This window comes from Lichenibacterium ramalinae, from assembly GCF_004137085.1.
Taxonomy (GTDB): domain Bacteria; phylum Pseudomonadota; class Alphaproteobacteria; order Rhizobiales; family Beijerinckiaceae; genus Lichenihabitans; species Lichenihabitans ramalinae.
Genome location: NZ_QYBC01000031.1, coordinates 18,408 through 41,515 on the forward strand (window position 1 = coordinate 18,408; position 23,108 = coordinate 41,515).

General features: G+C 71.1%; 18 protein-coding genes and 1 tRNA gene. 8 read left to right on the forward strand and 11 right to left on the reverse strand.

The features are described 5' to 3' along the window. Positions 1–95: 95 nt before the first annotated feature. The 5 genes from D3272_RS24855 to D3272_RS24875 all read right to left on the reverse strand — a co-directional run bounded on the left by D3272_RS24855 (position 96) and on the right by D3272_RS24875 (position 3,710). Positions 96–899, reverse strand: a complete 804-nt coding sequence (locus tag D3272_RS24855) for an alpha/beta hydrolase (protein ID WP_129221927.1) — start codon at positions 897–899, stop codon at positions 96–98. Next, positions 899–1,672: an ATP-binding cassette domain-containing protein gene (locus tag D3272_RS24860; protein ID WP_129221928.1), complete on the reverse strand. Its 774-nt coding sequence runs from the start codon at positions 1,670–1,672 to the stop codon at positions 899–901. The genes D3272_RS24855 and D3272_RS24860 overlap by 1 nt, the downstream gene beginning before the upstream one ends. Then, entirely contained in the window at positions 1,672–2,667 is a 996-nt protein-coding gene (locus D3272_RS24865) for an ABC transporter permease (protein ID WP_207210308.1), read from the reverse strand. Before D3272_RS24865 ends, D3272_RS24860 begins: the two co-directional genes overlap by 1 nt. 88 nt (positions 2,668–2,755) lie before the next feature. Further along, complete coding sequence (locus tag D3272_RS24870; protein WP_129221930.1) at positions 2,756–3,448, reverse strand: substrate-binding domain-containing protein; 693 nt, start codon at positions 3,446–3,448, stop codon at positions 2,756–2,758. Beyond that, positions 3,369–3,710, reverse strand: coding sequence for a type 1 periplasmic-binding domain-containing protein (locus D3272_RS24875; RefSeq protein WP_129221931.1), 342 nt, complete (start codon positions 3,708–3,710; stop codon positions 3,369–3,371). Before D3272_RS24875 ends, D3272_RS24870 begins: the two co-directional genes overlap by 80 nt. A gap of 159 nt (positions 3,711–3,869) precedes the next feature. On the opposite strand from D3272_RS24875, the gene D3272_RS24880 reads away from it, so the two are divergent. Continuing rightward, on the forward strand, positions 3,870–4,889 hold the full coding sequence (locus D3272_RS24880; protein ID WP_165361522.1) for a LacI family DNA-binding transcriptional regulator: 1,020 nt from the start codon (positions 3,870–3,872) through the stop codon (positions 4,887–4,889). 241 nt (positions 4,890–5,130) lie between these two features. Here the strand turns inward: D3272_RS24880 and D3272_RS24885 are convergent. Beyond that, positions 5,131–5,215, reverse strand: a tRNA-Leu gene (locus tag D3272_RS24885). Between the two features lie 267 nt (positions 5,216–5,482). Here D3272_RS24885 and D3272_RS24890 point away from each other — a divergent pair. The 4 genes from D3272_RS24890 to D3272_RS24905 all read left to right on the forward strand — a co-directional run bounded on the left by D3272_RS24890 (position 5,483) and on the right by D3272_RS24905 (position 11,902). Further along, the gene (locus tag D3272_RS24890; protein WP_129221944.1) at positions 5,483–7,801 is read left to right on the forward strand and encodes an ATP-dependent helicase; all 2,319 of its coding nucleotides are present in this window, start codon (positions 5,483–5,485) and stop codon (positions 7,799–7,801) included. 112 nt (positions 7,802–7,913) lie between these two features. Further along, entirely contained in the window at positions 7,914–8,612 is a 699-nt protein-coding gene (locus D3272_RS24895) for a PRC-barrel domain-containing protein (RefSeq protein WP_245496778.1), read from the forward strand. Between the two features lie 6 nt (positions 8,613–8,618). After that, a complete protein-coding gene (locus D3272_RS24900) occupies positions 8,619–9,905 on the forward strand; it encodes an MFS transporter (RefSeq protein WP_245496779.1) in 1,287 nt (428 codons plus the stop codon). Positions 9,906–10,144: 239 nt separating this feature from the next. Beyond that, positions 10,145–11,902 carry an ABC transporter ATP-binding protein gene (locus D3272_RS24905; protein WP_129221933.1) on the forward strand — a complete coding sequence of 586 codons (1,758 nt, stop codon included), beginning with the start codon at positions 10,145–10,147 and terminating at the stop codon, positions 11,900–11,902. A 119-nt stretch (positions 11,903–12,021) separates the two neighbouring features. Here the strand turns inward: D3272_RS24905 and D3272_RS24910 are convergent, their stop codons facing one another. The 5 genes from D3272_RS24910 to D3272_RS24930 all read right to left on the reverse strand — a co-directional run bounded on the left by D3272_RS24910 (position 12,022) and on the right by D3272_RS24930 (position 19,242). Further along, positions 12,022–13,092, reverse strand: a complete 1,071-nt coding sequence (locus tag D3272_RS24910) for a TadE/TadG family type IV pilus assembly protein (RefSeq protein WP_129221934.1) — start codon at positions 13,090–13,092, stop codon at positions 12,022–12,024. A gap of 35 nt (positions 13,093–13,127) precedes the next feature. Further along, the gene (locus tag D3272_RS24915; protein WP_129221935.1) at positions 13,128–13,646 is read right to left on the reverse strand and encodes a TadE/TadG family type IV pilus assembly protein; all 519 of its coding nucleotides are present in this window, start codon (positions 13,644–13,646) and stop codon (positions 13,128–13,130) included. A 1-nt stretch (position 13,647) separates the two neighbouring features. Continuing rightward, positions 13,648–14,103 carry a TadE/TadG family type IV pilus assembly protein gene (locus D3272_RS24920; protein WP_165361523.1) on the reverse strand — a complete coding sequence of 152 codons (456 nt, stop codon included), beginning with the start codon at positions 14,101–14,103 and terminating at the stop codon, positions 13,648–13,650. 322 nt (positions 14,104–14,425) lie between these two features. Next, entirely contained in the window at positions 14,426–15,457 is a 1,032-nt protein-coding gene (locus D3272_RS24925; RefSeq protein WP_129221937.1) for an LLM class flavin-dependent oxidoreductase, read from the reverse strand. A gap of 104 nt (positions 15,458–15,561) precedes the next feature. Next, entirely contained in the window at positions 15,562–19,242 is a 3,681-nt protein-coding gene (locus D3272_RS24930) for a PAS domain S-box protein (protein ID WP_165361524.1), read from the reverse strand. A 381-nt stretch (positions 19,243–19,623) separates the two neighbouring features. Here D3272_RS24930 and D3272_RS24940 point away from each other — a divergent pair, with 381 nt between their 5' ends. The 3 genes from D3272_RS24940 (at position 19,624) to D3272_RS24950 (ending at position 22,827) form a co-directional block, all read left to right on the forward strand. Further along, the gene (locus tag D3272_RS24940; RefSeq protein WP_129221940.1) at positions 19,624–21,024 is read left to right on the forward strand and encodes an MATE family efflux transporter; all 1,401 of its coding nucleotides are present in this window, start codon (positions 19,624–19,626) and stop codon (positions 21,022–21,024) included. Positions 21,025–21,065: 41 nt separating this feature from the next. After that, the gene (locus tag D3272_RS24945) at positions 21,066–22,241 is read left to right on the forward strand and encodes a pyridoxal phosphate-dependent aminotransferase (RefSeq protein ID WP_129221941.1); all 1,176 of its coding nucleotides are present in this window, start codon (positions 21,066–21,068) and stop codon (positions 22,239–22,241) included. Between the two features lie 94 nt (positions 22,242–22,335). After that, complete coding sequence (locus D3272_RS24950; RefSeq protein ID WP_129221942.1) at positions 22,336–22,827, forward strand: class I SAM-dependent methyltransferase; 492 nt, start codon at positions 22,336–22,338, stop codon at positions 22,825–22,827. Positions 22,828–23,108: the final 281 nt, after the last annotated feature.

A 23,108-nucleotide genomic window follows, 5' to 3' on the forward strand; every position in this document is an offset into this window, starting at 1 on the left:
GTGAGCGGATCCTCCGCCTGGCCAGGATGGCGGACGGCATCACGGGAGAGCTTCGGGCGGAAGCACCATGTCGGTCGAAGCTCGGGGTCCTGGGTTCACACGAGCGGGCTGATGAACTCCACGACCAGACGTACGATCTCGTCACGATCGAGATCGAGCTGGGAAGCGTGCAGGGAGTTCAGCAACCAGACGATCCGCTTCGATCGACTGCCAGCCTGTGCTCTGATCATCTCGGCATTGTCTTTGGGGACCACCGGATCCTGCACGGATTGCAGGATCAGCAAAGGGGCGGCGACGCGGGGCAGGACCTCGCGTGCAAGTGCCGCCATGGCCAGAAGATCGACGCCGCTCTTCCGGCTCCGCTCCGGATAGGTGATCTCCTCGACAGAGGGCCCGACGAACGTCGGCCCGTGCCACGCCGGGAGAAGCTCCTCGGCTGGTCCGGACATCAGGTCGATGGCGAACTGTGCTTGCATCAGGACGAGAGGAGCATTCACGACGGCGACACCGGCGACCAGGGCCGGGTCGAGCGCCGCCATCTGCAGCGCGAGGGTTCCACCCATCGAGACACCGACAACGAAGACCGGGCCGAAACGATCGAACAGCCACCTCAGCGCATGGCGGCTGGCCGTGACCCAGTCGAGAGGCCCCGTCGCCGTCATGTCCTGCGCGGAGGTGCCATGTCCGGGAAGCGTCGGCACGAAAACGGAATACCCGCTGCCAGCGACGCCGGCTGCTATGAAGCGGAGGCTTTCGGGCGACGCACCCCAGCCGTGGAGCATCAGGACGGCTCTTGGTCCCGCCTCGACGAAGACGGGGCCCGTGCCCTCCAGCGTGACCGTCTTCGACCGGGTTTCGAGGCCGTCCCGGATCGCGGCGTCTGTCGGTGTCTCGCTCATCAGGCCACCGCGGGGATGCCAGGGATGCCGTCGACTTTGCCGGCCATCAGTTTCATCAGTTGCGTCTCGCTGAGGTCGGTCTTCTTGAACGTGCCCAGCTGGCGGCCGAGAAACAGCACGACGAAGGTGTCGCCTATGGGGTAGGCGTGCTGCACGTTGTGGGTGATCAACACCACGCCGATCCCACGCTCTTTGGCCTTCCTGACGTAGTCCAGCACCATCTCGGACTGCTTCACGCCGAGGGCGGATGTGGGCTCGTCGAGGATCAGGATGCGGGCTCCGAAATGGACGGCGCGGGCCACGGCAACGCTTTGCCGCTGGCCGCCCGAGAGCGTGCCGATCGGCCGGCGCACGGCACCGGCGCTGACGCCGAGGTCCCGCAACGCTTCTTCTGCGGTGGCGATCGCGCGCCGACTGTCGAAGCGCTTGAAGGGACCCCAGCCGATCGTCGGTTCACGCCCGAGGAAGAAGTTCCGGTACACCGGCATGATCGGCACGACGGCCAGATCCTGGAACACCGTGGCGATCCCCTTGTCGAGCGCGTCGTTCGGGGACGCGAAGCGCACATCCGCGCCGGCGATCCGCATCGTCCCGGTGTCGGGTTGCACGACGCCACTCAGCACCTGGATGAGGGTCGACTTGCCGGCGCCGTTGTCTCCCAGCAGGCAGACGACCTCGCCGGGCCGGACCGTGATGGTCACGTCCTGCAGCGCCGCGACATTGGCGTAGGACTTCGATACGGCGAGCGCCTCGAGATAAGGTTTGCCGTCCATCAACTCCTCCCCCGGGGCTTGAGCGCTTGCATGCGGGTGTAGTTGTTGATGAACACGGCCAGGAGGAGCATCAGGCCGAGAAAGGTCATGAACCACACGTCCGGCAAAGGCGTGAAGAAGAAGCCCTGATCGACCATCCCGAACAGCAGCGCTCCGAACAGCGTGCCGATCGGCGATCCGTACCCTCCGGTGAGGAGCGCGCCGCCGATCACGGCCGCCGTGACGACCTCGAATTCCCGGCCGGTCGCGGCATTGGCGCTGCCCTGGTTGATCGCATAAAGATCGAGCACGGCCACGAGCGTCGTCGAAACCGCGACCGCGACGTAGAGGAGGATCTTGACCCGATTGACCGGGATGCCGGTCCGCACCGCTGCGGCCTGATTGCCGCCTGTCGCGTAGATCCAGTTGCCGAAGACTCTCCCGTCGAGGACCCAGGCCGCCAGCAGGGTGATGGCGATCCACCAGACGACGGAGATCGAGAGCGGACCCACCGTGGACGAGAACAGGAGCGCGGAGGGCGCGGCGCCGACGGCCTCCCGGACACCGTCGATCGTGCTCGTCCCGGTGAGCATGCGCAGCACGCCCTGGGCCGCGCCCCGCACGATGAAGAGCATCGCCAAGGTGATGATGAAGGACGGCAGTTTGGTCCTGACCACCAGGTAGCCGTTGATCGTTCCGACGGCCGCCGCAGCCACCACCGCCGCCCCGAGTGCCGCCGGGAGCGACCAGCCGGCATCGACCGTCAGGTAGCTGATGATGACCTCGCTGGCCGCCACCATGGAGCCGACCGAAAGGTCGAACTCGCCGGCGACGAGCAGCAGCGTGATGGGAGCGGCGATGATCCCAATCTCGGCGGCGACCTCCAAGTAGTTGCGCGTCATCGCCACCGTCAGGAAACCCGCACTTCCCGTGAAGATGGCGAAGAAGGCGAAGACGACGATCGTGCCGACGACGGCGGTGAATTCGGGACGCATGAGGAAGGTTCGAAGGCTCAACGACGGCCTCGAACCGTCCTGACCGCCCGCCGGGGACGTGAGGCTCGCGCTCATGGATGCTCCAGCGAAGGATGGGTCCGGGGGGCGTTCAACGTGATCCCGTCGCGGCTTGCACCCTGGCGACGTTGTCGGGCGTGATGACCGCAGGACCGGTCGGATAAGAGGCCGCCGCGGGCCGGACCGCCTGGCGAACATAGAGGGCCAGCATCACGACGGGGTAGTAGCCTTGAGCGTATTGTTGCGCGTCGAGGGCAAAATCGAGGTCGTGGTTCTTGATCGCCTGCATGCCGCCCGCCGTTAGGTCGATCGTACCCCAGTGCATCGACTTGCCACGGTCACCGAGATCCGTGCGAGCCTGGTCCATGGCGGCAATGCAGCAGGAGCCGATCGAGAAGACCGCGTCGATGGACTGGTCCTTCTGCAGCTGGGTCTCCGTGATCGTCTTGATCCGGTTGGAGCTGTTGAGGTCGGAGACCGGTATCTCGGCCAGGGTCGACGTACCCTTGAAGGCCTTTCGGAAGCCGTTGGTCCGGGCGTCGACGAACGGGATCGCGCCGATCGGCGTCGTGATGACGAGCGCATGTTTCGCGCCGAGGGCGTTCAACTGCTCCCCGCCGAGAGCGCCTTCATCCGAAGGGTCCTCGCCCACGAAAGTGAGCGCACCGACCTTCTGAACCTGATCGCCCCCTGGTTGACGAGGATCACGGGGATGCCGGCGTCGGTGGCCTTCTTGATCGTCGCGTTGAGGGAGGCCGGCGTCGGATCGGTGACGATAGCCCATCGGGCTTTCCGGCGATCGCAGCCTCGAGGTTGCGGCGCTGTTGATTGGGATCGTTCAGATTGTTGTCGGTGCCGCGATACTGGACGGTGACGCCGAGATCCTTGCCGGCCTGCTGCAGACCCTTGACAACGCTGGTCCAATAGGAATCGGACTCGGGCGAATGGCTCACCATGACGAAGGTGGGCTGAGCGGCGGAAACGGCGGTACTGAAACCTGCGGCGAGCGCAAGCAGACTCGCGCCCAGGAATGATCCTCTCGGCATGGCGTCCTCCCTATGATGATCCGGAAAGTCGGGGCGACGATGCCCAGGGATCGAGCGCGTCGGCTGCTTTTTGCAGCTCTCCCTCGCAGGTGAAGCGCTTCACTTGCACGGTTTAAGCGCTTCACCTATGCCTGTCAACTCAGCATGGAGCGGACGCAAGTGGACCACGTCACCTTAGATGACATCGCGGCGCGGGCTGGAGTTTCGCGAGCGACCGTCAGCATGGCATTGCGGGGCTCGCCGAAGATTTCGGTCAAGCGGACGGACGAGATCCATCGCATCGCCCGCCAGATGGGCTACTCCCCCAACGTCAACGCGAGCCGTCTGGCCGGGACCACGTCCTCCGCCTTCGGCGTCCTGCTCGCCGACCTGCACAACCCGATCATGTCGGACATCGTGGACGGGTTCGCGCCAGCCAACGAGGACGAACCTCCGGAGATGTACCTTGCGTCCGGCTTCAACGATGTCGAGCGTGAAAGGACGTCCCTGGACACGTTCCTCGCCCATCGGGTCGCCGGCATCGTGCTGATCGGGTCGCGCCTCGCGGTCGCGCAGATCCAGCACCTGGCCAAAACCGTCCCCACCGTCGTCGTCGGGCGCAACATTCCCGGCGTCGACAGCGTCCTGGTCGATGACAAGAGCGGCGGTGATCTCGCCGCCGAGCATCTCCTGAAGCTCGGCCATCGCAGGCTCGCCCATCTCGACGGCGGCACCGGGGCCGGGGCACAGCTCCGCAAGGAGGCGTTTCTGCAGCGGGTGGCGAGCGTGAAGCCTGCGGCCGTACGCGTGCTGCTCGGAAACTACACTCAAAGCTCCGGCTATGCCGGCGCAAAGGAGCTCTTCGCATCTCGAGATCGGCCGACCGCCATATTCGCGGCGAACGACTCCATGGCGCTCGGTGTTCTCGGGGCCGCCAGGGAGTGTCACCTGATGGCAGGTGTCGATTTCGCGCTATGCGGTTTCGACGACATCGACATCGCGTGCTACGGCTACATCAGCCTGACGACGATCAGCTACTCGCGGCAGGAGATGGGTCATGTCGCGCGGCGTCTGCTTCGCGATCGCATCGGCGATGTGAACCTGCCGGCGAGGACCGTCGAACTTCAACCGAGTTTGATCGTGAGAGGTACTTCTTGCTCGGCCCCAATGGCTGCTTCGGCGGATGAGAGCCCTCACTGATCGGCACACCGTCGGCGACGCCCTCGCGACGGCATTGCCGGACACGACACCCATGCCGTCGGACCTTTCGGGCGGGGACGCCGACCCTCCCCCGACAGGGAGAATCCACCGCTGTCCTCCCGGGCGACGCCGCGGCCCCCACGCTGCCGTCGCAACACTCCGCCGCGCCAGGGCCGTATCGGCTTTCTCGGACGCGCATTGGCGGTTCCCAACCCTTGGCAAAACCGCTGAACCGAAAGACTGGTGCGGGTGGTCGGAATCGAACCGACACTCCTTGCGGAACCGGATTTTGAGTCCGGCGCGTCTACCAGTTCCACCACACCCGCGCGAAGCCCTGGGCTTCGAACCCGTTCCTAACCCATTCCGAGGCCTTTGTGGAGCCGCAATCGCCATCGGATCGCCGGGTTTCGCCGCCGGGGGGCGCCCCGGGCTTGCCGCAGCGGCGGGAGCCGGGTGGAGCGGCACCGCGGCCCCTTTCGCGCGGGTGTCGATGGGCTTAAGAGTTCGGCTTCTGTTCCCGTCCCCGATGCGGGCCTCCCCCGCCCGGGGGCGGCCGCGAGGAGCCGCCCTTGGCCGATTCCGCCGCCCCACCCATGGTCCCCCGGGCCGCCACGCCGGCGCCGGCGCCCCGCCCGGGCGGCATCGCGGAGCGGGCCCGCGCCCACCTGTCGGCGCCCTACCTCGACGGGCTCAACGCCGAGCAGCGCCGCGCCGTGGAAACGCTGGAAGGGCCCGTGCTGGTGCTGGCCGGCGCCGGCACCGGCAAGACGCGCGTGCTCACCACCCGCATCGCCCACCTCGTGTCGACCGGGCGGGCGCGGCCGCACGAGATCCTGGCCGTCACCTTCACAAACAAGGCGGCGCGCGAGATGAAGGAGCGCATCGGCGCCCTCATCGGCCCGGCGGGCGAGGGCATGCCCTGGCTCGGAACCTTCCACGCCGTCTCGACCAAGATCCTGCGGCGCCACGCCGAACTCGTGGGGCTCAAGTCCGGCTTCACCATCCTCGACACCGACGACCAGATCCGCCTGTTGAAGCAGGTGCTGCAGGCCGCCAACGTCGACGACAAGCGCTGGCCGGCGCGCGGCCTCGCCCACCTCATCGACAGCTGGAAGAACCGCGGGCTCGACCCCGCCCGCGTGCCGGCCGGCGAGGCCGGTGCCTATGCCAACGGCAAGGGCCAGCAGCTCTATGCCGCCTACCAGGCGCGGCTGAAGACGCTGAACGCCACCGACTTCGGCGACCTGCTGCTCGAATGCCTGCGGCTGTTCCGCGAGAACCCTGACGTGCTGGCCCAGTACCAGGACCGGTTCCGCTACATGCTGGTCGACGAGTATCAGGACACCAACGTGGTCCAGTACCTGTGGCTGCGGCTGCTGGCCCAGGGGCGCCACAACGTGTGCTGCGTCGGCGACGACGACCAGTCGATCTACGGCTGGCGCGGCGCCGAGGTCGACAACATCCTGCGCTTCGAGCACGACTTCCCCGGCGCCGCCGTGGTGAAGCTCGAAAACAACTACCGCTCGACCGGCCACATCCTGGGTGCCGCCTCGGGCCTCATCGCCCGCAACGAGGACCGGCTCGGCAAGACGCTGTTCACGGAGGGCGAGCCGGGCGAGAAGCCGCGCGTGTCGGGCGTGTGGGACAGCGAGGAGGAGGCCCGGCAGGTCGGCGAGGAGATCGAGCAGCTGCAGCGCAAGGGCCTGTCGCTCGACGGGGTGGCCATCCTGGTGCGGGCCTCGTTCCAGATGCGCGAGTTCGAGGAGCGCTTCATCACCCTGGGGCTCCCGTATCGCGTCATCGGCGGCCCGCGCTTCTACGAGCGGCTCGAGATCCGCGACGCCCTGGCCTACCTGCGCTGCGTCGCCCAGCCCGACGACGACCTCGCCTTCGAGCGCATCGTCAACACCCCCAAGCGCGGCCTCGGCGACAGCACCATCGGCATCCTGCGAGCCTTCGGCCGCGACCGCGACCTGCCGATCATGGCTTCGGCCGCCATGATGGTGGAGACGGACGAGCTGAAGCCCAAGCAGCGCCAGACGCTGCGGGCGCTGCTGGGGGATTTCGCGCGCTGGCGCGCGCGCCTCGGCACCATCCCGCATTCGGAACTCGCCGAGCAGATCCTGGACGAATCCGGCTATACGGATTTCTGGCAGAAGGACCGTTCGGCGGAGGCGGCCGGCCGGCTCGAGAACCTGAAGGAACTCGTCCGCTCCATGGAGGAGTTTCCGGACCTCGTGTCCTTCCTGGAGCATATCGCCCTCGTCATGGACACGGAGGGCGCCGAGGCCGGCGAGCGCGTGTCCATCATGACGCTGCACGGCGCCAAGGGGCTCGAATTCGAGACGGTGTTCCTGCCCGGCTGGGAGGAGGGGCTGTTCCCCCACCAGCGCTCGCTCGACGACAACGGCAAGGCCGGCCTCGAGGAGGAGCGGCGCCTCGCCTACGTGGGCCTCACCCGCGCCAAGCGCCGGGCCTTCGTGTATTTCGCCACCAACCGCCGCATCCACGGCATGTGGCAGACCACGATCCCGTCGCGCTTCCTCGACGAACTGCCCGAGGAGCATGTCGCGGTGGCCGAGAACGCGCGCGAGAAGCGCTCGGGCTACGGCCCGTCGCGCTTCGACAACGTCCAAACCTTCGGCACCTCGTCCTACGCCACGCCGGGCTGGCAGCGGGCGCAGCGCCAGGGCGCCGGCGCGACCTCCGGCGTGGCGCGCCTGCCGGGCGTCATCGAGGGCGAGCTCATCGCCAAGTCGACCCAGACGGCGCATTACACGGTCGGGGCCCGCGTCATGCACCAGAAGTTCGGGCCGGGCGCCGTCGCGGCGGTGGACGGCAACAAGCTGACGGTGGATTTCGACAAGGCCGGGCGCAAGATGGTGCTGGAAAGCTTCATCCAGGCGGCGTGAACCGGCAGGGTCCGCCGGGCCCCGGTGAACCGGCCGCCCTGCCCTGCCGTTGGAAGGATACCGCCCGGCGGGGCACGGCGCCGGGACTGTGGCGGACGCGGGAGGTTGCGGCATGCAGGATCGACGGATGCGGGCCCGGCGCGCCATGGCACGCGAGGGACTGGCCGGCAAGCGACTGGCCACCAAGGGAGTGGCCGGCAAGGGACTGGCCGACACTGGAATGACGGCGCTGGTCGTGGCGGTGCTCGTCCTGGCGTCGGCGATGGCGCCCCGCCCCGCCCTCGCCCAGACCGCTCCGGCCCAGACGGCGCCGGCCCCTGCCGCTCCGGCCCAGACGGCGCCCGCCCCTGCCGCGCCGTCCCCTGCCGCGCCGGCCCCTGCCGCGGCGGCGGAGCCCGCCGCCTCCGGCACGCCCGCCACCGTGGTCGACGACGACCAGATCGGCAGCGTGCTGGGCAAGAAGGTGAAGAGCCCGGCCGGCGAGGACATGGGGCGCATCGTCGACGTGCTCGTGGACCGCACCGGCGCGATCCGGGCCGCCGTGGTGGATTTCGGCGGTTTCTTCGGTGTCGGCACGCGCAAGATCGCGGTGGACTGGCACGCGCTCCACTTCGGGGCCGGCGTCAAATCCGACGCCGCGACGGCCGACCTGCCGGCGGAGCGGCTCCGCGTCTCGCCCGTCTACAAGGAAGGCGAATCCGTGGTGATCCTGGGGCCGAGCCCGGCCGCACCCGGCCCGGTTGCGCCGACGCCGCCGAGCCCCGCCGCCTCTGCCGCCCCTCCCGCCCCCGCCGCGCCGGCGCAGAAATGATCCGCCGTGGTGACCTCCGACCCGCCGCGGGCGGCTTCCGCCGGACCCGCTCCGGCGCCTGACGGGCGGCCCACGCCCGCGCCGCGCAGCCGGCACGGCCTCGACGGCTTCGTGTTCTTCGTCGCCGACGTGCAGACGGGCTTCGGCCCCTTCGTGGCGGTCTATCTCACGGCGTCGAAATGGACCCAGACCGACATCGGCCTCGTCCTCACGGTCGGCGGCCTCGTCAGCCTCGCCGCCCAGATCCCGGCCGGCGCGCTGGTCGATGCCGTCCGGTCCACCCGGGCCGCCGCTGCCGTGGCGCTGGCCGGCATCGGCATCAGCGCCCTCGCCCTGGCGGTGTGGCCGGTCGTCCCGGTCGTGATGGCGTCGCGCGTCCTGCAGGCGGCGGCGAGCTGCGTGCTCGGCGTGTCCATGGCCTCGCTCAGCCTCGCGCTCGTGGGCCGGGCCGGGCTCGGCAGCCGCCTCGGCCGCAACGCCGCCTTCGCCTCGGCCGGCACGGGCCTCGCCGCCGCCGGCATGGGGGCCTGCGGCTACTACCTGTCGAACCGCGCCGTCTTCTTCGTCGCCGCCGCCCTGGTGGTGCCGGCGCTGGTGGCGCTGCTGCGCATCCGCGCCGAGGACCTCCGGCGCCCGGCCCCCGCCGGCAGGGCCGCGGCGGAGCCCGCCGGCGGGTCGCTGCTGTCCGGCCTCGCCGGGCTCGCCCGCAACCGCGCCCTCCTGGTCTTCGCGGCCTGCGTGGTGCTGTTCCAGATGGCCAATGCCAGCATGCTGCCGCTGGCCGCCAGCATGCTCACGCTGCGCTCGAGCCACGCCGCCTCCGCCATGGTGGCGGCCGCCATCGTGGTGCCGCAGGCCATCGTGACGGTGCTGTCGCCGGTCGTGGGGTGGAAGGCCCAGTCCTGGGGACGCAAACCGCTGCTGGTCATCGGCTTCGCGGCCCTGCCCCTGCGCGGCCTGCTCTTCGCCGCCACCACCGACCCGACGCTGCTCGTCGCCGTCCAGGCGCTCGACGGCATCTCGGCGGCGGTGCTGGGCGTGCTGGTGCCCCTCACCATCGCCGATGTCGCGGGGCGGAGCGGGCGGTTCAACCTCGCCCAGGGCGCCATCGGCTGCGCGGTCGGCATCGGCGCCTCGGTCAGCACCACGGCGGTGGGGCTGCTGGCCGATACGCTCGGCAGCCACACGGCCTTCCTGGCCATGGCGGGCGTCGCCGCGCTCGCCGTGGTGGTGACGGCGCTCGCCATGCCGGAAACCCGCCCGGCGACGGCCGAGGGTGCGGACCCGCCCTGAGGACCGATCGGACCAGGATTGTCGGGACGGTGGTGACGCGAAATTGCAACTCATGCCTGCCGACAGGCTCGCATTCCGGCGCCGGCATGCGTCGATGACGGCGTGACGCCGACTGGCGCCTTGTGCAGTGCGGGAGAGTTTGTTTGGATGGCGGCTTGCGCCCGTCCCGGAGCCGAACCGGGGCGGGTCCGCCGCAGGCGTCGGCGGGCTTCCACCGACGACCGAAGGTTTCCGCGCCGATGGAACGTTACGCTCATCGCCCCCTGGCCTTCTTCGGCCGCTACGCGGCCCGGCGCTGGCTCAGCCACGCCGTCATCCTGGCGGCGGTGCTGGGCGCCGTCACCTGTTCGGTGTCCACCCAATACGGCATCAAGTTCCTGGTCGACACGCTGGCGGCCGGGCAGGACGGCGGCGGACGGCCCTGGCACGCCTTCGCCGTGGTGGTGGGCTTCGTCGCGGCCGACAACCTGCTCTGGCGGGTCGCCAGCTGGGTCGCCAGCCACACCTTCGTGCAGGTGAGCGGCGACCTCCGCTCGGACCTTTTCCGCCACCTCACCGGCCACGCCCCGAGCTATTTCGCCGACCGCATGCCGGGCGTGCTGACGAGCCGCGTGTCGGCGACCTCCAACGCCGTCTTCACGATGGAGAACATGGCGGTGTGGAACGTGCTGCCGCCCTGTGCCGCCACGGTGGGGTCGGTGCTTTACCTGTCGGCCGTCAGCCTGCCCATGGCGGGGGCGCTGGTGGCGGTGGCCGCCGTCGTCATGGTGGGGATGTTCCGCTTCGCCGCGGCCGGCAAGCCGCTGCACCACGATTTCGCCGACAAGGCCGCGGCGGTCGACGGCGCCATGGTGGACGTCATCGGCAACATGGCGCTGGTGCGGGCCTTCGGCGGCATCCCGCGCGAACACCGCCGCTTCGACGCGACGGTGGGCGACGAGGTGCAGGCCCGCCGGCGCAGCCTGCTCTACCTCGAGAAGCTGCGGCTGGCCCATGCCCTGGTGGTGGTGGCCCTGACGCTGGTGATGCTCGGCTGGGCCATCCACCTGTGGCAGGGCAAGCGCATCTCGGCCGGCGACGTCATCCTGGTCTGCACCCTCGGCCTGTCGGTGCTGAGCGCCACCCGCGACCTCGCCGTCGCGCTGGTCGACGTCACGCAGCACATGGCCCGGCTGTCGGAGGCGCTGGCGACGCTGCTGACCCCGCACGACCTGCGCGAGCACCCCGATGCCGTGGAACTCCAGCCGCGCGGGGCGCGCGTGGTGCTGGACAGCGTCACGTTCCGGTTCCCGTCCGGGCGGCAGATCTTCCGCGACCTGTCGCTCGCCATCGAGCCCGGCCAGCGCGTCGGCCTCGTGGGCCCTTCCGGCAGCGGCAAGTCCACGCTGATCGCGCTCGTCCAGCGGCTCTACCCGCTCGAAACGGGCCGCGTGCTGATCGACGGGCAGGACATCGCGATGAGCACCGAGGAGAGCCTGCGCCGGGCCATCTCGATCGTGCCGCAGGACACGGCGCTGCTCAACCGCAGCCTCGCCGAGAACATCCGCTACGGCCGGCCCGACGCCACCGACGAGGAGGTCTGGGCCGCCGCCGTCGCGGCGCGGTGCCGCCCTTTCATCGAGAAGATGCCGGAGGGGCTCGACACCATGGTGGGGGACCGCGGCCTGCTGCTGTCGGGCGGGCAGCGCCAGCGCATCGCCATCGCCCGGGCCTTCCTGAAGGACGCCCCCATCCTGCTGCTCGACGAAGCAACCTCCGCGCTCGACGGCGAATCCGAGGAAGCGATCCGCCAGGCGCTGGAAAACCTCATGCAGAACCGCACCGTCGTCGCCATCGCCCACCGCCTGTCGACGCTGCGCACCTTCGACCGCATCCTGGTGATGCAGGGCGGCGTGGTGGTGCAGGACGGCGCCCCCGACGACCTCATCCGTTTCGACGGCCCCTACCGCACCCTCGTCAACAACGAGATGGGCCGGCTGGCGCCGCAGGCCGCGTGACGCCGCCTCGCCGCCGACCTCGAAGGCTGTGGAGGCAGTGGACTTGCGCCCGAATGCCAGGCGCCATCGTCGAAGCGCCTCTGTTCGCCTCAGCGACGAGGGCGTTGATTTACCGGCCCTCAGTTGGTCAGCACCAGCCCCTTGCTGGTGGATGTGCCGACCTGCGAGCAGGCAACCGTATAGACGGCATCGTTGTAGTCCTTGTCGTCGGTGCTGCCGCCCATGTCGTTCCAGTAATAGGACAGCGTCAGCCCCGACGCATTGACGCAATTGACCGTCGCATAGGTCGGCAGCGCCGCCGAGCAGCCGGTCGACGGGCTGGACCCCGTGCCGACCAGCACCCGCAGGCTGCAGTTCTGCGTCACGCTCGGGTAGGCCAACTTGCTGGGCGGGAACAGGTGCGAGTAGAAATAATGCACGCTGTTCGGCTGGCCGCCATAGGCGTTGTTACCATAGCTGTTCGACGAGCAGTTCTGAAAGATGAACAAAACGGTCGTGCAGGTGGTCGCGGCATTGCCGTCCGTCGTGTTGGTCAGCATGAAGCCGAGCTTTTGGCTGGCGGTGAGCTGGACCACCCGCGAGCCGGCCGTCGCGGTCGAGTTCTTGGCATTGCTGTAGAGCAGCGCCGTCGTCGTGGGCACCGACCCGTCGGCCGGGACCGTGTAATAGGACACGGTGTTGGTATCGACGGCGCTGGAGCTGAAGCCCGCCATCGTGATGGTGATGTTGTAGACGGGGTTCTGCGCCGTAGCCGTCACGGCGACCGTGGTGGATTTGCTGGCCATGGCCATCAATGTATTGGCGATCGTCCCCGAAGCCTTCACCGTCATCTTGTAGACCGCGACACCACTGCCGCTGCTCACGGTCCCGGGCGTCACCGTGAAGGTCAGGTCGGTGAGGCCGCTCGCGGTCTTGAACTGCGCCATGTAATTGTTTGCGGCGGCCGTCGCGGCGGCGAGCGTGTCGGGGCTCGTATAGGCTCCGGCTCCCGCCAGGGCGGCGGCGTCCGCCGCGCCCTGGATCTCGGCCTGCTGGTTGATGCCGCGGGCGAGGTCGAGCCCCGAGCCGGCGAAGAACAGCAGCGCCACGGCGCCGACGCCGAACCAGACCGCGACGCCGCCGCGCCGGTCGTGGCGGAACCGCGCGAAGCCGCGCAGGACCGCACGGGGAACTGCACCGAAGGTCGCCATGGCGTCGCGCCGTCCTGTGTGGGGGTGGGGGACCGTCACGAATGCACCACGGCGGTTCCGGCGCGCGGGCGCGAATAGGTGGTGCGGGTGAAGGTGAACGAGGGCGGCAGGATGTAGGACGGCGGGAAGCTGTAGACGTAGGTGGCCTGCGCCACGATCACGCTGTCCCCGGCATTGGGCGTGTAGGGCGTGCCGAGCGCCAGGGCATTGGCCATCGCGGTGCCGCCGCAGGTCGTGTCCTGCCAGTTCACGACGCGGCTGCCCCCCGCGACATAGGTGACGCTCGCCACCGTGGCGGTGAACCCCCCGGAGAGGGGCGCGAGCGTCAGCGCGCCGCCCTTGCAGAAATCGTTCATCTGCGCCGCCGACAGGGAGGTCTGCTGGGCGACGAGGTCGCCGATCGCCTGGGCGACGTTCCAGATCTTCATGCTGGCCCGCACGAGGCTGGCGGCCGAGATGCTGCCGAACAGCATCGCCACCATCACGGGCAGCAGCAGGGCGAACTCGACCGCGACCGCGCCGTGCGACGCGCTCCGGAAGCTGGGGCGGGCCATCTCAGAAAGGCTCGTTCTGGAAGGCCAGCGACGCGTAGACCAGCAGCGTGCCGTTCTTGCCGAGGACCGCGTTGACGATGGGCAGGAACAGGGCCCGCGCGTAGCCGACCTGCACGATCACGGCCTGGCCCGATCCGCCCGGCGCGAAGCCCGTCGTCGTCATCCGGCTCAACCCGTCGGTCGGCACCGCCGCCGACAGGGCCGCGAAGCTCGACGCCGAGGCCACGTTGTACTGGATGTTGGCGCAGCTCATCAGGACTTGAAGGTCGGTGCACAGGTTGGCGGCGAAAGTCGCGGCGCCCGAGGCCGTGATGGTGCCGGTGCGGATGAGCCGCGCCTCCTTGCGCACCGCGCGGTCGAGCGCGGCCTGCATGAACAGGCTCAGCCCGATCTCCATCCAGAAGCACATCAGCAGGATGAACATGCCGCCGAGCAGTCCGAACTCGACGGCGGCCACGCCGCGCGTGTCCGCTCGCCATCGCGCAGCCAGTCTGTGAAGATGAGATTGCAACTTGAACATCATGAAAGTCTGCCGAAATCCAATATCGAAGGAGGATATTGGATCTTGTTCTGCCAGAGACTGTCAGCGATGTATGATCGACCGGTTAAATCGATCGACCGATTGCGATGGAGGAAACGTTGCTCGGTGCCAGCGCGTCGCCTGGAGCAGTACCGGCTTTCTCCGATTGGCCTTGGCGACTCCAAGCCGATGACACTGCTCTCGATTCGGGAGCTGGAGCGGCTTCGCCGAAGGCGCCGGCGCTTTGGCGCCCCGGGGCTCAGCGGCCCAGGAGGTCCCGCACCATGGGGACGACGCGGGAGCCGTAGAGCGCGATGGACCGCATGAGCCGGTCGTGGGGGAGCGGCCCGGCGCTGTATTTGAGGTCGAAGCGCGACAGGCCGAGGCCCCGGATGGTGGCGGCCATGCGCCGCGCCACCGTTTCGGGCGAGCCGACGTAGAGCGAGCCGCTGTCGGCCTCGCCGTCGAACTCGGCCCGCCGCATCGGGGGCCACCCGCGCTCGGCACCGATCCGGTCGCGCATGCGCTTGTAGTCCGGCCACAGCTCGTCCCGGGCGGCTTCGTCGGTCTCCGCCACGTAGCCGTGGGAATGCACGCCGACCGGCGGCACGGGCAGGCCCATCTGGGCGAAGGCGCGGCCGAAGAGGTCGACGTAGGGGGCGAAGCGCATGGGGTCGCCGCCGATGATGGCCAGCATCATGGGAAAGCCGTGGCGGGCTGCGCGGATCACCGAGTCGGGGCTGCCGCCGACGCCGACCCAGCACCGCAGCGGCGCCTCGAGGTTCGGCACCACGCCGTCGACGGCCAGCGGCGCGCGGGTGGTGCCGCGCCACGACACGGGGCCGCCCTTGAGCAGGGCGGCGAAGAGGTCGAGCTTCTCCTCGAACAGCGTTTCGTACTGGTCGAGCGCGTAGCCGAAGAGCGGAAAGGATTCCGTGAAGGAGCCGCGGCCCAGCACGACTTCGGCGCGGCCGTCCGAGACGGCGTTCAGCGTCGAGAAGCGCTGGAACACCCGCACGGGATCGTCGGAGCTCAGCACCGTCACGGCCGAGCCCAGGCGGATGCGCCGGGTGCGCCCCGCCATGGCGGCCAGCAGGACCTCGGGCGACGACACCGCGAAGTCGGCGCGGTGGTGCTCGCCGACGCCGATGAAGTCGACGCCGACCTCGTCGGCCAGGACCGCTTCCGCCACGACGTCGCGCAGCACGGCGGCGTGGGACAGGGGCGTGCCGTCCGGGCCGGCCGTCGTGTCGCCGAACGTGTCGAGGCCGAGTTCGAGGGGGTGGGGCATGCTGCGTCCGTCCGGCTGGGGTCTCCAGGATAGCGGAGGGCCGCCGGAGCGGCGAGGGGGCGCTTCGGCGGGCGTGGCCCGCCTGCGGCCCCCGAAGCGCCGGCTCAGCGCGCCTGGATCATGGCCCGGATGCGCGCCGCCAGGTCGTCGATGGCGAAGGGCTTGGTCAGCATCTGCAGGCTCGGGTCGCGGTGGCTGTCGCCGAAGGTGGCGTCCTCGGCATAGCCCGTCATGAACAGCACGCCGAGGCCCGGCCGCAGCACCCGGGCCTGTTCGGCGAGCTGGCGCCCGTTCAACCCCGGCAGGCCCACGTCGGTCACGAGAAGGTCGACCCGGTCCGAGCCTTCGAGGATGCGCAGGCCCGCCGGCCCGTCGGCGGCCTCGAGGGCGCGGTAGCCGAGGTCGGCCAGCACGTCGACCACGAGGTTGCGCACCGAAGCCTCGTCCTCCACCACCAGCACCGTCTCGTCCGCCCCGGCCAGCGGGGAGGGGGCGGAGGACACGGTCGCGGCCTCGTCGTCGCCCGCCGCCGCGCCGCGGAAGCGGGGCAGGAAGACCCGCACCGTCGTGCCGCGCCCCGGCGCGCTGTCGATGGCGACGTGACCCTCGGACTGCCGCACGAAGCCGTAGACCATGGACAGGCCGAGGCCGGTGCCCTGGCCGAGGGGCTTGGTGGTGAAGAACGGGTCGAAGGCCCGGGCCACCACCTCGGCCGCCATGCCGTGGCCGGTGTCGGTGACGGCGAGGCAGACGTAGGGCCCGGGGGCGCCGACGTCCCGCCGGCTCTCGTCGAGGACGACGTTGCCGGTGGCGATGGCCAGGCGCCCGCCCTCCGGCATGGCGTCCCGCGCGTTGATCACGAGGTTCAGCAGCGCGTTCTCGAGCTGGTGGGGGTCGCACAGCGTCGGCCACAGGTCCGGGGCGAGCGAAACCTCGAAGGCGATGGCTTCGCCGATCGTGCGGCGCAGCAGGTCCTCCATGGCCCGGACGAGGCGGTTGCCGTCGGTCGGGCGCGGGTCGAGGGGCTGGCGGCGCGAGAAGGCCAGCAGGCGGTGGGTGAGCGCCGCGGCCCGGTTGGCCGACGTGATGGCGATGTCGACGTAGCGGGCGACGTCGCCGGTGCGCCCCTGGGCGATGCGCCGCTGCATCAGGTCGAGCGCGCCCGTGATGCCGGTCAGCAGGTTGTTGAAGTCGTGGGCGATGCCCCCGGTCAGTTGGCCCACCGCCTCCATCTTCTGGGACTGGCGCAGCTGCTCCTCGGCCTTGGCGAGGGCGGCGGCGGCCTCGCGCTCCGCCGTGACGTCGCGCACGATGGCGTAGATGAGCCCGTCGTGCGGCACGGCGTTCCAGGAGAACCACAGGTGGGAACCGTCCGTGCGACGGTAGCGGTTCTCGAAGCCCGGCACCGTCACGCCGTTCGCCAGCACCGACATGGCGCTCAGCGTCCGCTCCCGGTCGTCGGGATGCACGAGGTCGATGAAGGGCGTGTCGAGCAGTTCCTCCATGGCCCAGCCGAGCGTCCCGGCCCAGGCCGGGTTGAGGCGCAGGAAAGTGCCGGAGAACCGGGCCACGCAGAGCATGTCGCGCGAATGGCGCCAGATGCTGTCGAGCTCGTGGGTCCGCTCCGCCACGGTGGCTTCCAGCGTCTCGTTGAGGCGCCGCAGCGCGCCCTCGGTGGCCTTGCGGGCCGAGATGTCCTCGATGCAGACGACCCCGCCGGCGATGGCGCCGGACGCGTCCCGGAGGGGCGCGGCCGTCAGCTGGATCCAGGCCAGGGTGCCGTCGTCGCGGCCGTAGAGGTATTCCTCGCCGTCGGACGTTTCGCCCTGCGTCAGCGCCCGCACCAGCGGGTAGCGGTCCACGGGCAGCCGCTCTCCCTCGGGGTCGTGCAGCACCCAGGCGCCGTGCTGGTCGAGCGCCTCGGTGCGGCGCAGCCCGTGGCCGAAGATGCGGTCGGCGCGCGGGTTCTGGCCGACGATGCGGCCCGAGGGCGCCTCGGCGAAGACGATGCCGACCGGGGCGCTGTCGAGCACCGCCTTGAGGCGCAGGCGCTCGGCGTCGCGCTCGGCCATCAGCGCCAGCTGTTCGCGTTCCGCCAGGATCTCGGCCGTGATGTCGCGCGACACGGCGAGGAGCCGTTCGGGCCGGCCGTCGCCGCCGAGGATCGGCGTCACCACCATGTCCCACCAGCGCGACCGGTCCTTCAGGGTCCTGGCATGGCCGCGGAAACGCCCGACGCGGCCGCCGAGCGCCTCGGCGATGGCCCCTTCGAGCCCGGAGCGGTCGGCGGAGGTCCACAGTGCCGTGATGGGACGGCCGAGGACGGCTTCGGGGTCGTCGGCGTCGAGGGCCACGAGGCCGCCGTCGTTGACGAACTGGATGACGCCCTCGCGGTCCATCACCTTGATGCAGTCGCTCGACGAGGCCAGGATGCGCCGGTTGAGCTCCTCGCTGGCCCGCAGCGCCGCTTCCGCCGAGCGCGACGCCGTCACGTCGATGGTGATGCCGGCGATGCGCAGCGGCTTGCCGCCCTCGGCGAGATAGCAGCGCGCGCTGAGCAGCAGCCAGCGGGCCTCGCCGGACGCCGCCCCGACGCGGAACTCCGTCAGCACGTCCGTCCCGGCGTCGAGGGTCGCCGACACGGCGGCGCGCACGCGCTCGCGGTCCTCGGCGTGGATGCGCGACATGAGCTCGTCGGGCGCGACCCCGGCCGCCGCTTGCGCGGCCGTGAAGCCGAACACCCCGGCGAAGCCGCCGTCGCCGCGGATGTGCCCGCTCACCGCGTCCCAGTCGAGGAAGCCGACGAGGCCGCTGGCGAGGGCCGCGTCGAACCTTTCGCGGCTTTCGCGCAGGGTCCACTCGGCCCGGCGGCGCTCCGTGCGGTCGCGCAGGATCTTCAGGAACCCCGTGACGGCGCCGGTCTCGTCCGACAGCGTCATGACCTCGCCGTCGCCCCAGAAGCGCTCGCCCGAGGCCCGCAGGTGCCAGCGCTCGTCGTTGCCGCGCCCGGTCGCCAGCGCCTGGTGCATCTCCTCGGCGGGCCGCCCGGCCGCCCTGTCCTCGGGCGTGTAGATGCGATCGAGGGGTCGTCCCAGCACCTCCGATTCCCGCCACCCCATGAGGCGGCGGGCCCCCTCGTTCCAGCTCGTCACCCGGCCCTCGCGGTCCGTCGTGATGATGCCGTAATCGATGGCGCCGTCGAGCACCTGCCGGCTGCGGAACTCCTCGCCCTCGCGCTGCCGGTCGGCCCGCTCCCGCGCCGCCAGGGCGAGGTCGCGCTCCGCCACCGCCTTGCGCAGCTCGAGCTGCACCATGACGGTGCGGGCCAGCGCCCGGAGGATGAAGAGCTGCTGGTCGTCGAGGCGCCGCGGCCTGTAGTCGATGACGCAGAGGGTGCCGACCGCGACGCCTCCCGGCGTCTTCAGCGGCACGCCCGCGTAGAAGCGCAGCGGCGGCGGCCCGAGAATGAGCGCGGCCTCGGCGTTGTTCGGGTCCTCGGCGAGGTCCGGTGCCAGCAGGAGGTCGGCCTCGCCGAGCGTGCGCAGGCAGAGCGAGGCCGCCGACGGCATCTCGCGCCGGCCCACCCCCAGCTCGGCCTTGAGCCATTGCCGGTCGCCGTCGATGAAGTTGATGTAGGCCATGGGCGTGCCGCAGGCCTGGGCCGCCATGGCCACGATGTCGTCGAACTCGGGCTCCCGCGCGGTGTCGAGGATGGCATAGGCGGCCAGCGCCGCCCTGCGCTCCTCCTCGCCGACGATGGGGGCCGTTGCGGTGATTGACGACAAGGAGACCGGTTCCCACGGAGGCGCGCCGAGGGGGCGGCCGCAAGCCGCCCGCATCTTCATCCTCTCGCTTAGCAAACCTGTGGCACCGCGCAACGCTTTGTCCGCGTCCGGACCATGTCGGGCGACACCGCGACGCGGCGCCGTTTCGGAACACGTCGTCCGAATGTCGGCTCGACCGACCTCGATCCGCGGTACGTCACGGCCGCCATCCGGGCCGGCGGGTCCGTCCGACCGACCGGTGCCCCCCCCCCGCGACGGCGGGGCGCGGCCCGGGGACCTCGCCCGGTCCCGGGGGCGTCCCCCCGCCCTTCGCGCCCTTCGCTTCCGGGGGCGCCACCCCGCCCCATGGCCCCCGCGCCCCGTCCCCTGTAGGAGGGGGCGATGTTCGATCCATCGCATCGCGGCGGAACCGCCGCGGCCTGGCGCCGGGAGGTCCGGGCCTGCCTGGCCCTCAGCGTGCCGCTCGTCGTCACCAACGCCATCGAGATGGCGATGAACCTGACCAACGCGGCCCTCGTCGGCCACATCGCCCCCGAGGCGCTGGCGGCGGTGACGCTGGCGCTGGCGCTCTACAACGTCGCCTTGACCTTCGGCATCGGGCTCACGGCGGCCGTGTCGCCGCTGATCTCGCGGGCGATCGGCGGCGGCGGGGAGCCCGGGGCCGCGCGCCGCGTCGTGCAGGGCGGGTTCTGGAACGCCCTCGCCATCGTGGCGCCCATCTGGGCCGTCCTGTGGCAGGGGGAGGCGATCTTCCGGGCCGCCGGGCAGGACCCCGCGCTGTCGCGGGCCGCCGCCGACTACCTCCACGTCATGCAATGGGGGCTGCTGCCCGCCCTCGCCTATCTGGTGCTGCGCTCCATGCTGGCGGCGCTCGAGCGTCCGGGCTGGGCCGTGGTCACGGGCCTGGCCGCCGTCGTCCTCAACGCGGGCCTGAACGTCCTCCTGATCGGGGGCGGGGCCGGTTTGCCGGCGCTCGGCACGGCGGGGTCGGGGCTCGCCACGGTCGTGTCGAACCTGTTCATGGCGGGGGCGCTGGCGGGCGCCGTGGCGCTGGCGCCGGGGCTGCGCGACATCCGCGTCTTCGCCGGCCTCGCCCGGCCGCCCTGGGACGCCTGCGGGGCGTTGTGGCGGCTCGGCCTGCCGATCGGCATCAGCATCATGCTCGAAACCGGGTCCTTCACGGCCGCGACCGCGCTGATCGGCCATTACGACGCGCCCGCCCTGCCCGCTCACGCCATCGCGCTGCAGATCGCCTCCTTCACCTTCATGGTGCCGCTCGGCATCGGCCAGGCCGTGGCCGTCCGGGTGGGGCGGGCGGCGGGCGCCGGCGAGGCGGCGGCCGTGGGCCGGGCGGGCTGGACGGCGCTGGCGCTCGGCCTCGGCGCCATGGCGGCGGCGGCCCTCGTCATGCTCGCCCTGCCGGGCCCGCTCGTGCGGTTGTTCCTCGACCCCGCCGAGCCCCATGCCGAGGCGGTGGTGCGGACCGCCACGGTCCTGCTCGCCCTCGCCGGAGCCTTCCAGCTCGCCGACGGCGCCCAGGTGGTGCTGGCCGGCATGCTGCGGGGCCTCCGGGACACCCGCGTCCCGATGCTGATCTCGGGCTTCGGCTACTGGGCGGTCGGCGTGCCGGTCGCCGCCCTGCTGGCGCCCTCGCACGCGGCAGCGGGCGTGTGGACGGGCCTGCTGGCGGGTCTCTGCGCCGTGGCGGTGCTGCTGCTGGCACGCTGGCACGCGTGGCGCCGCCCCGCGTCCGGGGTGGTGCGGGCGGCCCGGGGCGGTTAGGGATAGGCAGCGTCCGCCACCCCCTCGAGAAAGGTTCCCCCATGCGCTTCTCTTCGCTCGTGGACCGGCTCGACGCGCCCGGCGGGGCCGCCTGGCACATCCATCACGAGGCGAGGCTCGCGGCGGCCCGGGGCGAGGACGTCATCCTGCTCAGCGTCGGCGACCCCGATTTCGACACGCCGGCCCCCATCGTCGAGAGCGCGGTCGCGGCGCTGCGGGCCGGCGACACCCATTACACGCCCATCCCGGGCCGCCACGCCCTGCGCGACGCCGTGGCGGGCCTGCAGCGCCGGCGCGCGGGCGTGCCCACGACGGCCGAGAACGTCATGATCGTGGCGGGCGCCCAGAACGGCCTCTTCTCGACGGCCCTGTGCCTCCTCGACCCGGGCGACGAGGTGCTGGTGATGGAGCCCATCTACGCCACCTACGAGGCCACGCTGGCGGCGGCCGGCGCCCGCGTCGTCCGCGTCGCCGCCTCGCCCGACGACGGCTTCCGCCCGGCCGTCGCGGCGCTGGCCGGGGCCGTGACGCCCCGCACCCGCGCCATCCTGCTCGCCAACCCCAACAACCCGAGCGGCGTCGTGATGACGGAGGCCGAGATGGCCGCCGTGGCCGACGTGGCGCTGCGCCACGACCTGTGGGTCGTGGCCGACGAGGTCTACGAGAGCCTGGTCTTCGCCGGCACCCACCGGCCGTTCCGCGCCCTGCCCGGCATGGCGGACCGCAGCGTCACCATCGGCAGCCTGTCGAAGTCCCACGCCATGACGGGCTGGCGCATCGGCTGGGCGATCGGGCCCGAGGCGCTGATCGCCCACATGGACCGGCTCGGGCTCAACATGATCTACGGCCTGCCGGGGTTCGTCCAGGCGGCGGCGCTGACTGCGGTCGCCCTCTACGACGAGACCGCGGAGGCGATGCGCGACGCCTACCGGGCCCGCGTCGCCGTGGCGGCCGAGGGCCTGGCCGGGCTGCCGGGCCTCGCCATGCTGCGGCCGGCCTCGGGCATGTTCGCCCTGCTCGACGTGCGCGGCACCGGCCTCACCTCGACGGATTTCGCCTGGGGCCTGTTCCGTGCCGAAGGCGTGTCGCTGGTCGACGCCGCCGCCTTCGGCCCCGCCACGGCGGGCTTCGTGCGCATCGCCCTGGCCGCCCCCGAAGCGCGGCTCGCGGAAGCGTTCCGCCGCATCGCCGCCTATGCCGGGCGTTTGGCGGGCTGACGGGACGCCACGGCCGCCCGCGACCGCCGGGGTGGCCCCGTGGGGAGCCGCCCATCCTCGAATCGCCCGCCCATGAGCCGACCATGAGCCGCCGATGAGCCGCCTCGAATCCTTTATCCGCCGGATGTCGGCGCAGCGCGACATCCTCGACGACCTCGCCGGGCGGCTCGACGCCGTGCCGGGCCCGATCCTCGAGATCGGCTTCGGCAACGGGCGCACCTACGACCACCTGCGCCAGCGCTTCCCCGGGCGCCGCATCCTGGTCTTCGAATCCGTGGTGGTGCCGGACCTGCCCTTCCTGCCGCCGCCCGAGGACCTGCTCGTCGGCGACGTCCGCGACACGGCCCGGCACCTGCCGGATGCCGGCGCGGCGCTGGTCCATGCCGACATCGAGAGCGGCCTGGCGGACCGGGACGACGGCCTCGGCCACTGGCTCCCGGCCCTGGTGGCCCGGCTGCTGGCCCCCGGCGGCTTCGCGGCGAGCGGCTGCCCCCTGCCCCACCCGCGCCTCGCCCCCCACCCGCTGCCGCCCGGCGTGCCGGCCGGGCGCTACTTCGTGGCGCGGCGCCTGCCGGGGCCGGGCTGAGCCGGCGGCACCCGGCGGCGGGCGGGCTGGCGGGCTGACGGGCTGGTGGGTGGGCGACCGCACGACACGGTCCCGAGCCATGTCGGACGAGGCGGCATCGCTTCGGCGAATCCCACCCGCTGCGGCATCCCTCGCGTCGGAGCTGGAGCGGATTCAGCCGGGACGGAAGCGCTCTAGCTGTGAGCTTTCCATAGGTTGTCCATCCGATCCGAACCGAGGAAGCTGAGGTTGCGACGCTTCAGCCCCAAGGGAGGGACCGGATGAACATCCACAAGAATGCC

Excerpts from the sequence above, each read along its gene's own strand:
- D3272_RS24855 (WP_129221927.1), bottom strand. The coding sequence starts at position 899 with ATGAGCGAGACACCGACAGACGCCGCGATCCGGGACGGCCTCGAAACC.
- D3272_RS24860 (WP_129221928.1), bottom strand. The coding sequence starts at position 1,672 with ATGGACGGCAAACCTTATCTCGAGGCGCTCGCCGTATCGAAGTCCTAC.
- D3272_RS24870 (WP_129221930.1), bottom strand. The coding sequence starts at position 3,448 with ATGGGCTATCGTCACCGATCCGACGCCGGCCTCCCTCAACGCGACGAT.
- D3272_RS24875 (WP_129221931.1), bottom strand. The coding sequence starts at position 3,710 with ATGCCGAGAGGATCATTCCTGGGCGCGAGTCTGCTTGCGCTCGCCGCA.
- D3272_RS24890 (WP_129221944.1), top strand. The coding sequence starts at position 5,483 with ATGGTCCCCCGGGCCGCCACGCCGGCGCCGGCGCCCCGCCCGGGCGGC.
- D3272_RS24895 (WP_245496778.1), top strand. The coding sequence starts at position 7,914 with ATGCAGGATCGACGGATGCGGGCCCGGCGCGCCATGGCACGCGAGGGA.
- D3272_RS24905 (WP_129221933.1), top strand. The coding sequence starts at position 10,145 with ATGGAACGTTACGCTCATCGCCCCCTGGCCTTCTTCGGCCGCTACGCG.
- D3272_RS24910 (WP_129221934.1), bottom strand. The coding sequence starts at position 13,092 with ATGGCGACCTTCGGTGCAGTTCCCCGTGCGGTCCTGCGCGGCTTCGCG.
- D3272_RS24915 (WP_129221935.1), bottom strand. The coding sequence starts at position 13,646 with ATGGCCCGCCCCAGCTTCCGGAGCGCGTCGCACGGCGCGGTCGCGGTC.
- D3272_RS24925 (WP_129221937.1), bottom strand. The coding sequence starts at position 15,457 with ATGCCCCACCCCCTCGAACTCGGCCTCGACACGTTCGGCGACACGACG.
- D3272_RS24940 (WP_129221940.1), top strand. The coding sequence starts at position 19,624 with ATGTTCGATCCATCGCATCGCGGCGGAACCGCCGCGGCCTGGCGCCGG.
- D3272_RS24945 (WP_129221941.1), top strand. The coding sequence starts at position 21,066 with ATGCGCTTCTCTTCGCTCGTGGACCGGCTCGACGCGCCCGGCGGGGCC.
- D3272_RS24950 (WP_129221942.1), top strand. The coding sequence starts at position 22,336 with ATGAGCCGCCTCGAATCCTTTATCCGCCGGATGTCGGCGCAGCGCGAC.